Source organism: Pseudomonas yamanorum, from assembly GCF_013386765.1.
Lineage (GTDB): Bacteria > Pseudomonadota > Gammaproteobacteria > Pseudomonadales > Pseudomonadaceae > Aquipseudomonas > Aquipseudomonas yamanorum_A.
Map to the genome: position 1 here is coordinate 131,756 of NZ_JACARE010000025.1, position 16,154 is coordinate 147,909.

A 16,154-nucleotide genomic window follows, 5' to 3' on the forward strand; every position below is an offset into this window, starting at 1 on the left:
TGGGGCCCTGTGCCTCAGGTGTTCTGCGCAATCCTGCGACTGATAAAGCTGAAGGCCAGTACCGCAAAAATCAGCACGCCGGTTGCCACCTGCTGCCAGTAGAAATTCCAGCCGATCAGCAGCAGGCCATTGGCGATGACATTGATAAACAGCACCCCCAGCAACGTGCCCGGAATATTTGCCCGGCCCTGGCGATTCAGGGTGGTGCCGATAAACACCGCGCCAATCGCATTCAACAGGAACGCATTGCCCGACAGCGGCACGTAAGCACTCACCGTCGAACTGAGCAGAATCCCCGCCACTGCGCACGCCAGCGCTGCTGCCAGTACCGTGGTGGTGACGATGCGCCGCACCGACAACCCCGAGTAATACGCCAGCAACGGCTGGGTGCCCTGGGCCAGCAACTCCCGCCCCAGGCGCCCACGGGCCAGCAACAGGCCGTAGACCACGGCCAGTACCAGCACGATCAACAGTGGCAACGGCACGCCCAGCGGGCTGAAGCTCGCCAGTTCCGGTTTGAATCCCTGGGCGATATAGATCGGTTGGCCGCCGTCCGAGAGCAACTGCTGGGCACTGGTGCCGATAAACAAGGTGCCCAGGGTCGCCAGGAACGGGCTGATCCTGAGCCCTGCGATCAAGCCGGCATTGAACAACCCGACCAGCAGCCCGGCGGCCAACGCGCCAGCAATCGCCACGCCCAATCCGTGCCCGGCGTTAAGCAGCACCACAAAGCTGAAACTGGCGAAATCCACCGCGGTGCCCACCGACAAATCGATGCCACCGGCCGCCACCGCATACGTCATGCCGATGGCGACAATCGCCAACAGCACGAAGTTGTTCAGCGCAAGGCTTTTCAGGTTGCCGCCACTGAGAAACCCGGGCGCCTGCCAGGCAAACACCAGCACGATGGCCACGAATACCAGCGGCAACGTCAGGGGCAACAGCGAACGCCAACCCGCTACGCCCATGGTTGCGATTCGGCTCATGATGACTCTCCCCGATTCAAAGCACTGGAGGCCGCGACCACCAGCAGAATCAACACGCCCTGCACACCGTTGACCCAGAAGCTCGACAGGTTGAGCAGTTGAAACCCGTTGATCAAAAAGCCGATCAGCAAAGTCGCCAGCAAGGTGCCGGGGATGCTGGCCACCAGCCGCCGGGAAAACACCACGCCGAGAAAGGCGATCGCCACCACCGACAGCAACATGTCACCGGAGCCGGTGGTGCTGCCGCTGAAAAACGCCGCCGAACACAAGGCCGCCACTGCCGCGCACAGCCCCGACAGCAAATAGCTGGAAAGCACATAGGCCGGCACGCGAATCCCGGCGGCTTCAGCGGCGTGCGGGTACTCGCCTACGGCATGCAGGCGTAACCCGTAGGGGGTGTGCTGGATCAGCAGCGTCAGTACGAAGGCCGTCACCAGCAACACCCAGGCGAGTGCCGGCACGGCCAGCCAGGTGCCGCCGCTGAGCAGGTCGAGCAACGGTGAGTCAGTGGACACCACGGTGTTTTCGGTGAGCACCAGCTCCAGCCCGGCCAGCACATTCATGCTTGCCAGGGTCGCGAGCAAGGGTGGCAAGCGCAGCACCACCACGGCCAGGCCATTGAGCAGGCCGACCGCCAGTCCACAGCCCAAGGTCAGCAGCAGGCTGGCCCAAAGGTCGAAACCGGCATTGTTGAGGCGGCTGAACACCGCCGCGCACAACCCCAGGTTCGCCGCCAGCGACAGGTCGAGGCCGCCGGCCACCACGTTGGAGCCGCCGCCGATAATCACGCAGGTCAGGCCGAAGGCAAGCACCCCGAGGATCGCCGACTGGCTGAACACATTGGCGATATTGCCCACCGACAGGAAATTCGGCGCAGAGACGGCAAACCCCAGCAAAATCGCGAGGAACACGCCCACCGAGCCGCGTCGCAACACCAGCACCCACAGTCGCTGGGACAAGCCCGGGGTCGCCGTTTCAAGCAGGGACATGGGCCACCTCCTGTTTCACCGGCACGGCTACCGAGGGTTGCACCGCGCCCGTGGCACACGCTAACAACTGATCACTGTCTGCCTCACCGGCCTGGAATTCACCGGCGATTTCGCCTCGGTGCAGCACCAGGATGCGGTCGCAGATCCCCAGCAACTCCGGCAGGTCCGACGACAACACCAGCACCGCGGCGCCCTCTTCCACCAGCCGCCCGATCAAACGATAAATCTCGACTTTGGCGCCGACATCCACGCCGACGCACGGCTCGTCCAACAGGTACACCGCCGAGCGCCGGCTCAGCCATTTGCCCAGGGCAACCTTCTGCTGGTTGCCGCCGCTCAACTGGCTGACCGCCGCCTGCGGGCCCGGCGCCTTGATTGCCAATTCATTGATCAGCCGCAGACTTTCGGCCTGCTCCTGGCGTTTGCTCAGCAAACCCCAGCGGCTGAAGCGCCCAAGTCCGGCCAGGGTCAGGTTTTCCAGCACCGAGAGCAGCGGCGAAATCCCCTGGCTGCGACGTTCTTCCGGCACCAGGGCAATCCCCTGGGCGATCGCGTCACCCGGTGAACGCAGGCGCAACAGACGACCTTCCAGATGAACGCTGCCGTTGTCGGCACGCACCACGCCAAACAGGGTCTTGAGCAAATCCTTGGCCCCCGACCCCACCAGCCCGGTCAGGCCGACGATTTCGCCCCGGCGCAGTTCCAGGTCAATCTGCCGGTAACGCCGGGCCAGGCTCAGCCCGCGCACCTGCAGTAACGGCTCGCCAAGTTCGACCTGCGCCTTGGGATACATCTCCTGGACTTCGCGATTGACCATCAACCGCGCAATCTGCGCGCTGGAGGTATGCCGCGGCTCCACCACCGCTACATCGCGGCCATTGCGCAACACCGTCACCTCATCGCACAGGCTGTCGATTTCCTGCAGGTAATGGGAGATATAGAGGATCGACAAACCCTGGTCCCGCAAGCGCTTGACGATGCGCAGCAACTGGTCGACTTCGCGCTTGACCAGCGCCACGCTGGGCTCGTCGAACACCAGGATCTTCGGCTGGCGAATCAACGCCCGGGTGATTTGCAGCACCTGGCGCTCGGCGCTGTTCAGCTCGCCCACCAACGCACCGGCCGGCAGTTGCAGGTCAAAATACTCCGCCAGCAAACGCTCGGCTTCGCGCTGTTGGCGACGCCGGTCGACAAACGGACCACGGCGCAACTCATGCCCGAAGAACAACGCCTCGCCTACGGTGAAACTCGCCGGCAATAACCGCTCCTGATGGATGAACTGCACACCCAGGGCGTCCACCTGGCGCGGCGACAGTGAAGCGTACGACTGGCCGTCAATGCTCAGTTGCCCCGAGTCCGCCTTGTGGATCCCCGCCAACACCTTGATCAAGGTCGACTTGCCGGCACCGTTCTCGCCCACCAGGCCGTGAATGGTACCGCGCTCGACTTTCAGGCTCGCATCATCCAGCGCCAGGGTGGCACCGAAGCGTTTGCGCAGATGCTGCAAGTGCAACGCCGCCATCAATCACCCCGCAGTTGCTGGACCTGCGCCAGGTTGGCAGCGGTGGTCAGCAGCGTCGGTACATGGGTTTCCTTGGGCAGGTCGCGCTGCCCGGCCAGGTACCGCGCCACGTTCTGCACGGCGGTCTTGCCGATCAGCGCGGGTTGCTGGGCCACCACCGCACCTACCGGCGAGTTCGCCTGGCCCAGCAGTTCCAGCACCTCAGGCGTGCCGTCCACACCGTAGGTCTTGATCTCGGTGCGCTTGGCATCGATCAACGCCTTGCTCGCCCCCAGTTGTGGAATGTCCCACGCCGCCCAGATCGCCGAGACGCTGCCGGCCGGGTACTTGTTGAGCAAGGCGGAGACCTGGGAATAGGCGTCCTGCACGGTGTTGGGGATCACATCCCGCAGCTCCGGCTGGATGATCTCCAGTTGCGGATGATCCTTGAGCGCCAGCTTCAACTGATCGTAGCGAATCGCACAGACCGGCACGCCGTAGAAGCCGTTGAACACCAGGATCTTGCCCTTGCCACCGGCGTCCTTGATCAACTGATCGGCCAGGGCCTTGCCGGTGGCGACGTTATCGGAGGTGGTGTTGTTGAGGCTGTACTGCGAAGGCGCATCGATGGTGAACAGCGGAATGCCGGCCTTGCTGATGCGCTTGAGCCACGGGTCGATCACGCTGAGGGTGCCGAGGGTCTGGATCACCGCATCGGGTTTCTGGGTGACCACGGTTTGCAGCTGGGTCACAAGGTTCTTGTCATTGCGCCCGGCATCCAGGGTGATGGGCGTGCCGCCGAGGCGCTTGATCTCGTCGACCTGGGCCTGGAACGCCTTGATATCGAAGTAGTGACTGGTACCGGTCATGCTCACGGCAATGCGCTTGCCGGCCAGGGACGGTACCGCGTCATCGCCCTCGGCAGCCTGGGACACGGCGGCGTGGCCCAGCAACAGCGCTGCGCCAAGCCAGATAAAACGGGAACGCGAGAAAAAGGTGCAAGGCATACAAGGCTCCGCTGAGCGACGGGTGAAAGGGTTCACCTGTATGCATTGCAGAGCCCATGCCATAAATAAATATCAATAGAATCAATCAGATGAAAACAGTCGTCGGCAGTGCGCTGTCCAGCGCAAACCACAACTGCCCGATAGCTGTTGCCCAGCCAACAGTTGGCCGGGCAGTCACCTCAGGCCGCCGGGTAAGCAAAGATCAGCTCGACCCTGATACCGTTCGGGTCCTCGACAAACAATTGGTGCTCGAACAGCTCCGGCACCACCCGCTCGGTGAACGGCACCCCACGCTTGCGCAGGCGTTGTTGATGCCTTGGCAGATCGTCACAGCGCAATGCGATGTGATCGAGCGCACCTGAGCCGTGCCCCGGGCTGCGCCCGCCAAGGTACGCTTCAAGCGCCGCATCGTTGCGTTGAACGTTGGCGATGTGCAACAGCGGCCGCCCTGCTGAATAAAGCCAGCTCCCCGGAAAAGGGAACGCCGGGCGCCAGCCCTCCTCAAGGCCGAGGGCGTCACGATAGAAACTCACCGTCGCGTCGACATGCTCCGTGCGGAGCGTGAAGTGATCCAGGTAGTGAACGGTCATGTGCAGAGCCCTCCCGTCAGAGCGCACCCAACTGCTTCATCAGCGTCAGGTTGTCTTCGATGTGCCAGTTGGCGACGATCTTGCCGTTGCCAATCTGATAAATGTCGGTGGCAATAAAGTCCACGACCTGGCCGGTGCCCTTGATCTGGCCGAAGGAACCGGTGAAGTGCCCGCGAAAATGCAAATGCGCCACGACGCGATCGCCGGCAATGATCATTTGCTCCACTTCGCAGCTCAGGTCCGGCACCGCGCCGCGAAACGCGCGGGAGGCCAGCAGCGGGCCCTCCGGCCCTTGCTTGCGCCCGGCGGGCGGTGTTTTGTCGATGAAGTTGAGCGCCAGCGCTTCACGGGCCAGGCTCTCGTCACCGGTATTCCAGAACGTGTCGTAACGCCGGGCGACCGTTTCCATGATCTTCAGTTGCGTGGCGGTCAGGCGCTTGTCCACCACCAGGACACCGGGCGCCACCAGCTCGGTGGTGGCAAACGCCAAGCCCGAGAGGGTCAGGGCCAGGAATCCGGCGGCGATAAAGGGAATGGAGCGTTGCATAGAGGCACATCCTATAAAGGCGAAGAGAACGAACTCAGATGGTTTCGCTTTCCCTGAGGCTGAGGGGGCTTTTCAAAGTGTATTGAGCGATGGCGTCCTTGCGCATGAACGCCACGCCGGGATGGCTGTTGGCGTACCGCAGAAACTCGTCCCAGACCCTGACCATTTGCGGCGTACCGCTGATGCGGTCGTGGGCACTGATCGCCATCATGCGGCGTCGGCTCCCGGCTTCCTGGTAGAGCTGGTCGAACTCCAGCTTGACCTGTTCAAGAAATTTCGAGGGCGAGTAATTGCGCCCCTCAATCAACACGATGTCGTTGTTGCGCAGGGTGTACGGGACCACGACAAAGTCCTTGCCATTGACCTGCTCGATAAACGGCTCATCACGACTCACATCATCAATGTGATAGACGTAGCCCAGCTCCTGCAACAACGACAAGGTATTGGGCCCGCGCCTCAGCCAGTTGCAGTTGTAGCCGGTGACCGGCTGACCGGTGACGTCCTGCAGCATGCTCGCGGCCTGGCGCAGGAAGGTGCGCTCCTCATCGCGGCTCATGGCAAATTGCGAGCTCCAGTGCGGGCCATGCCCCGAGGCTTCGTGCCCACGGGCGACGATCTCCCGGGCCAGCGCTGGGTTGCGCTTTACGGCGTCGCCGATCATGTGGCAGGTGACTTTCACCCCATGCCGGTCCCAGAGGTCAAGCATCCGCGGAATACCTTCACGGTAGCCGTAGGCAAACCAGGTGTTGGTGGCCACATCCTGCGGAACACTGTCGGGAAAATCCACGTGGGGGAACGGACTGTCAGTGCCCTTGAGCGGTTGGCCGCCTGCCTCGAATTGCATGGAAATGGACACCACCAGCCGGATGTCCCCAGGCCAGAAACGCCCGGTTGCCTTGCCGGCAGTCACCGCGGGGGCAGCGTTGCCCTGCCCTGTCACCGCGGCGTTGGCAGTGGCCGGGCCGAGCAGCGATCCTGCGGCCAGAACGGCTGCACCTGCGCCGGCCTGGGCGAGGAAAGCACGACGTTGCGGGTTATCGGTTTTGTCCATGTTGGTTCACCTCATACTGAATTCAGGGGATCAAGCAATTGCGGCAGTCCGGGTGGCTTTGCCCGCGCCTTCCTGGGAAACGATGAACAGCACACCGAGCAACGGAATCGCTGCGGCAGCGAACGGAATGGCCGCCGCGCCCCAGTGGCTGTCCACCACGATGCCGCCGAGGATGCCGCCCAGGGCGTTGGCCAGGTTGAAGGCCGAGATATTCGCCGTGGCAGCCAGCTCCGGGGCCTTGCCGCCGTGCTTCATCACGCGCATTTGCATGGATGGCACGTTGGCGAACGAGGCGATACCAAAGAGGAACGCGGTCACCAGGAACGGCCACTTGTAGGGCGCCACGAGGCCTGCGGCGATCAGCGTCACGATCATCGCCGCCGGCCAGAACATCAGCGAAAAGCGCAAGTTGGCGTCGGCGGTACGCGCCCCGAGGCTGTTGCCGACTACCAGGCCAATGCCGACCACGACCAGCACCGCGGTCAACATCGTCGAATCAAACCCGGCCACCTGTTCGGCAATCGGCGCGATGTAGCCATAAAAGGCCATGAACCCGGCCCAGCCGAGCACGGTGAACATCAGGCTGGCCAGCAGGTTGCGGTTACGAAACACCGACAACTGGTTGATCACCGAAACCGCCTGCTCGGTGCCCTGGCGCTTGATCGACACGACGATTGCCAGCAACGCGAGCACGCCCAACGCGGCGACTACCAGGAAGGCCGTGCTCCAGCCATATTGATTGCCAATCCACGAGCCGGCGGGTACGCCCAATACGTTGGCCAACGTCAGCCCGGCAAACATCTGGCCGACGGCGCGGCCTTCCATGCCGCTGGCCACCAAGCGCGTTGCGACCACGGCACCGATCCCGTAGAACGGCCCCTGGGTCAGCCCGGCAATCGCCCGACTCACCAGCAACACGCTGTAGTCGCTGCTGAGGGCGGTCATCACGTTGGCGCCGACGAACACCGCCATCAACAGCCACAGCACCGTGCGTTTTTCGTAGCGTGAGAGCCAGATCGTCAGCACCGGGCCGCCGACCACGATGGCCAGCGCATAGGCGGTAATCAGGTTGCCCGCCTGCCCTTCAGTGATGTTGAGGCTATGGGAGACTTGGGTCAGCAAGCCGGCAATCACGAATTCGGCGGTGCCGATGGCGAAGGCCGCCAGGGTCAGCACCCAGACCTGGATGGGCATTTTTGCAGGGTTGGACGACATGTCAGTCACTCCGCTGGTTAACGATGGGTGCAAAACTAGTCCTTTGGGTTTAATTTGATAATTGAGCTGAAATCAAAAACCACCTTCGGAAATACCGAACAATGCTGCTGAAGAACCTCGAGTTGTTTTTGCTGATCGTGGAAAAAGGCGGGCTGTCGGCGGCGGGTAGAGAGCTGGGACTGTCACCCGCCTCCGTCTCGGAAAGGCTCGCGCAGCTGGAGGGTTTCTATGGCGCCAGCCTGCTCAACCGCACCACCCGGGCGATCAACCTGACGGACGAAGGCCGCTTGCTGGTGGACGGTGCACGGCGCCTGCTGGCGGAGGCCGAGGAGTTGCACAGCAGCATTCGCCATGGCACCCACACCCTGTCGGGGCCGATTCGGCTCAGCGCCCCGGAAGACCTCGGGCGCCAATACATTGAACCGATCCTCGCCGCGTTCATGCTGGAGCATCCCGAGATCAGCATTGACCTGAACCTGAGTGACGGCTACGCCGACCCGGTGAGCCAGGGCATTGATTTCGCGGTGCGCTACGGCGCGCTGGCGGATAGCACCCTGCATGCCAGGCCGATTGGCGAAAACCGTCGCGTGCTGTGTGCATCACCCCACTACCTGGCGCTCAATGGCACGCCCCGACACCCCGAGGACCTGGCGCGTCATGAGTGCCTGGTGATGCGCTTCGGCATCAATATTTCGCGGGAATGGACCTTCAAGCGGCACGGGCACACCCATCGGGTGCTGGTCCAGGGCCGGCGGGTGGCGAACGACGGCGCGCTGGTGCGCCAATGGTGCCTGGCCGGTCATGGCATTTGCCTGAAATCGGTGTGGGACGTGCGCGCCGATCTTGAGGCCGGACGCTTGGTCGAGCTGCTGACTGACTATGATCTGGGCAGTACCGCGTTGAACATCGTCTACCCGCCAACCCGGGTTCAGCCGCGCCGCGTCAGGGTGCTGATCGAGCGAATGGTGAATGAGCTGGCACTGCACGATCATTCAATATCCGGCAAGCCATTGGGCCTAACGTAAGGCTCCGATGACTTGAAACCCTGGAACCTCCAATGTCCGCCACCCCTGCTTCGACGAATTACACACCGATCAACTTCGCCAGCAAATACGCCCTGTTCAGCGAGCAATGGGCGCCCAAGGTCGTCGCGCAAATGAATGACTACCAGTTCAAGGTGGTGAAGATCGAGGGTGACTTTATCTGGCACGACCATGCCGACACCGATGAAACCTTTATCGTGCTGGAAGGCACGCTGCGCATCGACTTTCGCGATGGTGCCGTGACGATCGGCCAAGGGGAAATGTACGTGGTGCCCAAAGGCGTCGAGCATAAGCCGCACGCATTGGGCGAGGTGAAGTTGCTGTTGATCGAACCCTGCGGTGTGTTGAATACCGGCACCGAAGGTGGGGAGCGCACGGCGATCAACGACGTGTGGATTTAACACCGTCCGGCGTTACCTGTTTGGGCTAATCTTCACATCACTGTTTCTCCAGGCCAGGAGCACGCGTGATGAACAGGCAGCTCAAGAAAACCTCAGCCCTCGTGATCACCCTGATGGCGTTGGTGGGCAACGCCTACGCCGGCGCTGGCGCCTGCCCGCCCACCAATGCCCTTAAAGATGCTTTCAAAAAGACGCCGTCCGGCGAAGTGGTTGCCTACACCGCGTCCGGCCCAGGCGGTCAGCAATGGACCGGGCAAAACCCGATGACAGAGCAGACGGACCTGCACCAGGTCCAGTTCGAAAAGGCGGTGATCCAAAGCAGCCAGGGTCAGTCGTCTGTGGCATGCCACTACCTCGATCAGAACCATGAACCAGTGAGCATGACCCTGAAGAACCAGGCCAACGCCAAGCCTGTTGGCAGCGCCTGGACAGGAAACGAATGCAAGGCCACCAACCCGGCGCTGTGCACATTCGAATAGCAACCACCCTCGACAGTTTACGGGGCGCGCTGTTCCTTGCATCCTGCGCAATAGTCCTTTGTCATCAACAGCATTGATAGCTCCCTAACGAAACCCCCATGCTAGAGGGCTCGCTTTACGCTTATATCATTCCGAATGATAGTTACCTTTGTTTCATTCGATTCGTGAGATAGCACCCTGCCGAGCATGATCCGCCCATCTTAAATACATTGGCGGATGCACCTCATGGAACAGTCACTCAAACATTTGCGCTATCCACTGGCCATTTTGGCCGTGATGGTGATGAGCGCGTGCGGCAAGACACCAGAACAAGCGGCCGCCATGCCACCAAGCCACGTCAGCGTGGCCAAGGTGCTGGAACAACCGGTCAACGAGTGGGACGAGTTCACCGGCCGCCTCGAAGCACCGGAAACCGTGCAGATCCGTCCACGCGTGTCGGGCCAGATCGATCAGGTAGCTTTCACCGAAGGCGCGCTGGTCAAGAAAGGCGACCTGCTGTTCCAGATTGACCCACGCCCATTCCAGGCTGAAGTGCGCCGCCTCGAAGCACAGCTCGCGCAAACCAAGGCCGCCGCCACCCGCAGCGATAACGAAGCCCAGCGCGGCGAACGCCTGCGCCAGAGCAATGCGATCTCCGCCGAACTGGCCGACTCGCGCACCACCGCCGCCCAGGAAGCCCACGCCACGGTGGCCGGGATCCAGGCGCAGTTGGACCTGGCCAAGCTGAACCTGAGCTTCACCCGTGTGACCTCACCTATCAGCGGCCGTGTCAGCCGTGCCGAGATCACCGCCGGCAACCTGGTCACCGCCGATGTCACCGCGCTGACCAGCGTGGTGTCCACCGACAAGGTCTACGCCTACTTCGACGCCGATGAACGTGTGTACCTCAAGTACACCGAACTCGCGCGCCAGGGTCGCCGTGGCGCTACCACTCCGGTGTACCTGGGCCTGTCCAATGAAACCGGCAACCCGCACCTGGGCCAGATGAACTTCGTCGACAACCAGGTCAACCCGGCCACCGGCACCATTCGTGGTCGCGCCGTGTTTGATAACAGCAAGGGCGAATACACCCCTGGCCTGTATGCCCGCCTGAAGCTGGTGGGCAGCGGTACCTACTCGGCCGTGCTGATCACCGATGAAGCCGTGGGCACTGACCTTGGCAAGAAATTCGTACTGGTGATGGACGGCGACAAGCCGGCTTATCGCGCCGTGGAACTGGGGCCGAAGATCGAAGGCTTGCGCATCGTGCGCAGCGGCCTGACCAAGGACGACACGATCATCGTCAAGGGCTTGCAGCGCGTTCGCCCGGGGTCGCCGGTTGCTCCGGAAACCATCCCGATGGCCAGCAAGGAAACCCTCGCCGCCCTGGCACAACAACGACAAGCGCTTGAAGCCAGCAACCTGGAGCAAGTGGCGCCGGATAAAGCCGCGCCCAAGCTGGCCAGCGTCGCGACTCCACGCGGTTAAGGGATACAACTCAAGATGAATTTTTCCAAGTTCTTCATTTCGCGGCCGATCTTCGCAGCGGTGCTTTCGCTGTTGATCCTGATCGCCGGCGCGATCTCGCTGTTCCAACTGCCGATCAGCGAATACCCGGAAGTGGTGCCGCCGACTGTGGTGGTACGCGCCAACTTCCCGGGGGCCAACCCCAAAGTCATCGGTGAAACCGTGGCCGCTCCCCTGGAGCAAGCCATCACCGGCGTCGAGAACATGCTGTACATGTCCTCGCAGTCGACCGCCGACGGCAAGCTGACCCTGACCATCACCTTCGCCCTGGGCACCGACCTGGACAACGCGCAGGTGCAGGTGCAGAACCGGGTGACCCGGACTCAGCCAAAACTGCCTGAAGAAGTGACGCGCATCGGTATTACCGTGGACAAGGCCTCCCCTGACTTGACCATGGTGGTGCACATCACCTCCCCGGACCAACGCTACAACATGCTCTACCTGTCCAACTACGCCATCCTCAATATCAAGGATGAGCTGGCGCGGCTGGGCGGCGTGGGTGATGTGCAGCTGTTCGGCATGGGCGATTACTCCCTGCGTGTGTGGCTGGACCCGAACAAGACCGCCTCGCGCAACCTGACCGCTACCGATGTGGTAACGGCCATTCGCGAACAGAACCGCCAGGTGGCGGCCGGTGCATTGGGTGCGCAGCCTGCGCCCACCGACACCAGCTTCCAATTGTCGGTGAATACCCAGGGCCGTCTGGTCACTGAGGAAGAGTTCGAAAACATCGTCATTCGTGCCGGCGACAACGGCGAAATCACGCGCCTGAAAGACATCGCGCGGGTTGAGTTGGGCTCCAGCCAGTACGCCCTGCGCTCGTTGATCGATAACCAGCCGGCCGTGGCGATCCCGATCTTCCAGCGCCCGGGTTCCAACGCGATCGACATCTCCAATGAAGTGCGCGCCGAAATGGCGGAGCTGAAAAAGAGCTTCCCGGAAGGCATGGACTACCGCATCGCCTACGACCCGACCGTGTTCGTGCGCGGTTCCATCGAGGCCGTGGTTCACACCTTGTTCGAAGCACTGATTCTGGTGGTGCTGGTGGTAATCCTGTTCCTGCAGACCTGGCGCGCCTCGATCATTCCATTGGTGGCGGTGCCGGTATCGTTGATCGGTACGTTTGCGGTGATGCACCTGTTCGGCTTCTCACTCAACGCGCTGTCGCTGTTCGGATTGGTATTGGCCATCGGCATCGTGGTGGACGACGCCATCGTGGTGGTGGAGAACGTCGAGCGGAACATTGAATTGGGACTGGAACCGTTCCCGGCCACTGAAAAGGCCATGAGCGAAGTGACCGGCCCGATCATCGCGACCGCGTTGGTACTGTGTGCCGTGTTCATCCCCGCTGCCTTTATCAGTGGCTTGACCGGACAGTTCTATAAGCAATTCGCCCTGACCATTGCGATTTCCACGGTGATTTCGGCGTTCAACTCGCTGACCCTGTCGCCTGCACTGGCAGCGGTATTGCTTAAAGGTCACAACGCACCGAAAGACGGCTTCTCGCGGTTCCTCGACAAGATGCTGGGTGGCTGGTTGTTCAAACCGTTCAACCGCTTCTTCGATAAAGCCAGCCATGGTTATGTAGGCACCGTGCGCCGGGTGATTCGCGGCAGTGGCATCGCGCTGTTCCTGTACGCCGGCCTGATGGTTCTGACCTGGCTGGGCTTTGCCCACACGCCAACCGGTTTCGTACCGGCCCAGGACAAGCAATACCTGGTGGCCTTCGCACAATTGCCGGACGCCGCGAGCCTGGACCGCACCGAAGACGTGATCAAGCGCATGTCCGACATCGCCATGAAACAGCCCGGCGTGGAAAGCGCGATTGCCTTCCCTGGCTTGTCGATCAACGGTTTTACCAACAGCCCGAACAACGGCATCGTGTTCGTGACCCTGAAACCGTTCGATGAGCGTAAAGACCCGAGTCTGTCTGCCGGTGCGATTGCCGGTGCACTGAACGGCAAGTACAGCAGCATCCAGGAAGCCTACATGGCGATCTTCCCACCGCCGCCGGTACAGGGCCTGGGCACGATTGGCGGGTTCCGCCTGCAGGTCGAAGACCGTGGCAACCTGGGTTACGACGAGCTGTACAAAGAAGTGCAGAACATCATCACCAAGAGCCGTGGCGTACCGGAGTTGTTCGGCCTGTTCACCAGCTACACGGTCAACGTGCCCCAGGTCGATGCTGCCATCGACCGCGAAAAGGCCAAGACCCACGGCGTGGCGATCAGCGACATCTTCGACACCCTGCAGATCTACCTGGGTTCGTTGTATGCCAACGACTTCAACCGCTTCGGGCGCACCTACCAGGTCAACGTGCAGGCTGAACAACAGTTCCGCCAGGATGAAGACCAGATCGGCCAGCTGAAGGTACGCAACAACAAAGGCGAGATGATCCCGTTGGCGACCTTTATCAAGGTCAGCGACACCTCGGGACCGGACCGCGTGATGCACTACAACGGTTTCATCACTGCTGAAATCAACGGTAACGCCGCACCGGGCTACAGCTCCGGCCAGGCTCAGGTCGCGATTGAAAAACTGTTGAAAGACGAGCTGCCCAACGGCATGACCTACGAGTGGACCGACCTGACCTATCAGCAAATCCTCTCGGGCAACACCGCGCTGTTCGTGTTCCCGCTCTGCGTACTGCTGGCGTTCCTGGTACTGGCCGCCCAATACGAAAGCTGGAGCCTGCCACTGGCGGTGATCCTGATCGTACCGATGACCCTGCTGTCGGCCATCACCGGGGTGATCATCTCCGGCGGCGACAACAACATCTTTACCCAGATCGGCTTGATCGTACTGGTGGGGCTTGCCTGTAAGAACGCGATTCTGATCGTCGAGTTTGCCAAGGACAAACAGCAGGAAGGTCTCGACCCGCTGGCTGCGGTACTGGAAGCTTGCCGTCTGCGTCTGCGGCCGATCCTGATGACCTCGTTCGCCTTCATCATGGGTGTAGTGCCTCTGGTGCTCTCCAGCGGTGCCGGTGCCGAGATGCGTCATGCCATGGGTGTGGCGGTGTTCTCCGGGATGATCGGCGTGACCTTCTTCGGTCTGCTGCTGACGCCAGTGTTCTATGTACTGATCCGCCGGTTTGTCGAACGCGGTGAAGCGCGCAAAGCGGCCAAGGCCTTGAAGCTGGAGACACAGCAATGAGCGTGAAAGTATTTTTGCCGAGCTTGCTGGTACTGGCGCTGAGCGCCTGTGCCGTGGGCCCGGACTATAAAACCCAGCCACTGGAGGCGGCCAACGTAACGGCCGCCGCCGACGCCAAGCAGTACGACCATGCGAAGTTCGAAGGCATCTGGTGGCAGCAGTTCGAAGACCCGACCCTTGACCAGTTGGTGACTCAATCCTTACAAGGCAACCGTGACCTGCGGGTGGCATTTGCCCGCCTGCGGGCCGCCCGGGCGATTCGTGACGACGCCGCCAACGACGTGATGCCGGTGATCACCAGCCGCGTCAGCAGCGACGTGGGCAAAGGCCAGATTCCGGGCCAGACCACCAAACGCGTCAACAGCGAGCGGTATGACCTGGGCCTGGACATGGCCTGGGAAGTGGATTTGTTCGGGCGCATCCGCCGCAACCTGGAGGCCAGCGATGCTGACCAGCAGGTTGCCGAAGCCGACCTGTATCAACTGCAAGTCACCATGATTGCCGAGCTGGTGGACGCTTACGGCCAACTGCGAGGCGCGCAACTGCGCGAGAAGATCGCGGTGGCCAACCTGAAGAACCAGGAGGATTCGCGCGGTATCACCGTCAGCCTGCGGGACGCCGGTGTGGGCGATCAGCTCGATGTGGTGCGGGCCGATGCGCGTCTGGCGGCTGTAGAAGCCAGTGTGCCGCAGCTGCAGGCCGAGGAAGTTCGCGAGCGTAATCGTATCGCCACCCTTCTCGGCCAGCGCCCGGACAAGTTGACCGTGGACTTGAGCCCGAAAGACTTGCCGGCGATTGCCAAGGCGTTGCCGATTGGCGATCCGGGGCAACTGTTGCAGCGTCGTCCGGACATTCTCAGTGCCGAGCGTAAGTTGGCAGCGGCCACCGCGCGGATTGGGGTGGCCAAGGCTGATCTGTTTCCACGGGTGAGCCTCAGTGGTTTCCTTGGCTTTACTGCCGGGCGGGGTTCGCAGATTGGTTCGGCGGCGGCCAATGCCTGGTCGCTGGGCCCGAGCATTACCTGGGCGGCGTTTGACCTGGGCAGCGTGCGGGCGCGGTTGCGGGGGGCGGATGCGGAAGCTGATGGCGCCTTGGCGACTTACGAGCAGCAGGTGCTGTTGGCGCTGGAAGAATCGGAGAATGCCTTCAGTGATTACGGCAAACGCCAGCAGCGGTTGGTGTCGCTGATTCGTCAGAGTGAGTCGAGCCGTGCGGCTGCCGACCTGGCGGAGATTCGCTACCGCGAAGGTACGGTGGGCTTCCTGGTGTTGCTGGACGCGCAACGTGAGCGTCTGGCCGCCGAGGATTCGCAGGCTCAGGCTGAGGTGGATCTGTACCGCGGTATCGTGGCGATCTACAAGGCGTTGGGTGGTGGTTGGCAGCCGAGTACTACCATCGCCAGTGCCAAGTGATGTGATTTAAAGAGCTCCTTTGGTTGGTCGCATCCAGCCAATTTTTTGCCCCGCGCCCTCATTCGGTCGCGGGGCTTTTTTTTGGGGCTGGGGGTTTGTGTGTATATCCGTTATTTGGGTGATGGCGGCTATTGATTCCGCTCTTACAGCGGCTCACTTTTGAACAGCGCAAAAGTAAGCAAAACGCTCTTGCCCCACCACTCGGCACCTCGCTTAGGCTCGGTGTGCCCTCTCTCCGGTAGCACGAAGCGGGCCGCCGCGACGGGGCGTC

The 16,154-nt window shown here is 61.8% G+C and carries 14 protein-coding genes; 6 read left to right on the plus strand and 8 right to left on the minus strand.

Translation table 11 applies throughout. The features are described 5' to 3' along the window. Positions 1-14: 14 nt before the first annotated feature. The 8 genes from HX875_RS21255 to HX875_RS21290 form a co-directional block, all read right to left on the minus strand. Positions 15-986 carry an ABC transporter permease gene (locus HX875_RS21255; protein ID WP_177045388.1) on the minus strand — a complete coding sequence of 324 codons (972 nt, stop codon included), beginning with the start codon at positions 984-986 and terminating at the stop codon, positions 15-17. Next, positions 983-1,975 (minus strand): ABC transporter permease, encoded by a 993-nt coding sequence (locus HX875_RS21260; protein WP_177045390.1) that lies wholly within the window; start codon positions 1,973-1,975, stop codon positions 983-985. The genes HX875_RS21255 and HX875_RS21260 overlap by 4 nt, the downstream gene beginning before the upstream one ends. After that, positions 1,962-3,497 (minus strand): sugar ABC transporter ATP-binding protein, encoded by a 1,536-nt coding sequence (locus HX875_RS21265; protein ID WP_177045392.1) that lies wholly within the window; start codon positions 3,495-3,497, stop codon positions 1,962-1,964. Before HX875_RS21265 ends, HX875_RS21260 begins: the two co-directional genes overlap by 14 nt. Next, complete coding sequence (locus HX875_RS21270; RefSeq protein WP_177045394.1) at positions 3,497-4,483, minus strand: sugar ABC transporter substrate-binding protein; 987 nt, start codon at positions 4,481-4,483, stop codon at positions 3,497-3,499. The genes HX875_RS21265 and HX875_RS21270 overlap by 1 nt, the downstream gene beginning before the upstream one ends. A gap of 179 nt (positions 4,484-4,662) precedes the next feature. Then, positions 4,663-5,073, minus strand: coding sequence for a VOC family protein (locus HX875_RS21275; protein WP_177045396.1), 411 nt, complete (start codon positions 5,071-5,073; stop codon positions 4,663-4,665). A gap of 16 nt (positions 5,074-5,089) precedes the next feature. Continuing rightward, positions 5,090-5,620, minus strand: coding sequence for an ester cyclase (locus HX875_RS21280; RefSeq protein WP_177045398.1), 531 nt, complete (start codon positions 5,618-5,620; stop codon positions 5,090-5,092). Positions 5,621-5,654: 34 nt separating this feature from the next. After that, positions 5,655-6,671: a polysaccharide deacetylase family protein gene (locus tag HX875_RS21285; protein WP_177045400.1), complete on the minus strand. Its 1,017-nt coding sequence runs from the start codon at positions 6,669-6,671 to the stop codon at positions 5,655-5,657. A 30-nt stretch (positions 6,672-6,701) separates the two neighbouring features. Further along, positions 6,702-7,886: an MFS transporter gene (locus tag HX875_RS21290; RefSeq protein WP_177045402.1), complete on the minus strand. Its 1,185-nt coding sequence runs from the start codon at positions 7,884-7,886 to the stop codon at positions 6,702-6,704. A 101-nt stretch (positions 7,887-7,987) separates the two neighbouring features. Here HX875_RS21290 and HX875_RS21295 point away from each other — a divergent pair, with 101 nt between their 5' ends. The 6 genes from HX875_RS21295 (at position 7,988) to HX875_RS21320 (ending at position 15,883) form a co-directional block, all read left to right on the plus strand. Continuing rightward, positions 7,988-8,911, plus strand: a complete 924-nt coding sequence (locus HX875_RS21295; RefSeq protein ID WP_177045404.1) for a LysR family transcriptional regulator — start codon at positions 7,988-7,990, stop codon at positions 8,909-8,911. Positions 8,912-8,943: 32 nt separating this feature from the next. Next, positions 8,944-9,330 (plus strand): cupin domain-containing protein, encoded by a 387-nt coding sequence (locus tag HX875_RS21300; protein WP_177045405.1) that lies wholly within the window; start codon positions 8,944-8,946, stop codon positions 9,328-9,330. Between the two features lie 68 nt (positions 9,331-9,398). Further along, complete coding sequence (locus HX875_RS21305) at positions 9,399-9,809, plus strand: DUF3757 domain-containing protein (protein WP_177045407.1); 411 nt, start codon at positions 9,399-9,401, stop codon at positions 9,807-9,809. Between the two features lie 225 nt (positions 9,810-10,034). Next, positions 10,035-11,276, plus strand: a complete 1,242-nt coding sequence (gene mexE, locus HX875_RS21310; protein ID WP_177045409.1) for a multidrug efflux RND transporter periplasmic adaptor subunit MexE — start codon at positions 10,035-10,037, stop codon at positions 11,274-11,276. A 15-nt stretch (positions 11,277-11,291) separates the two neighbouring features. After that, complete coding sequence (locus HX875_RS21315) at positions 11,292-14,471, plus strand: efflux RND transporter permease subunit (RefSeq protein ID WP_177045411.1); 3,180 nt, start codon at positions 11,292-11,294, stop codon at positions 14,469-14,471. Further along, positions 14,468-15,883: an efflux transporter outer membrane subunit gene (locus HX875_RS21320; RefSeq protein WP_177045413.1), complete on the plus strand. Its 1,416-nt coding sequence runs from the start codon at positions 14,468-14,470 to the stop codon at positions 15,881-15,883. The genes HX875_RS21315 and HX875_RS21320 overlap by 4 nt, the downstream gene beginning before the upstream one ends. Positions 15,884-16,154 lie beyond the last annotated feature (271 nt).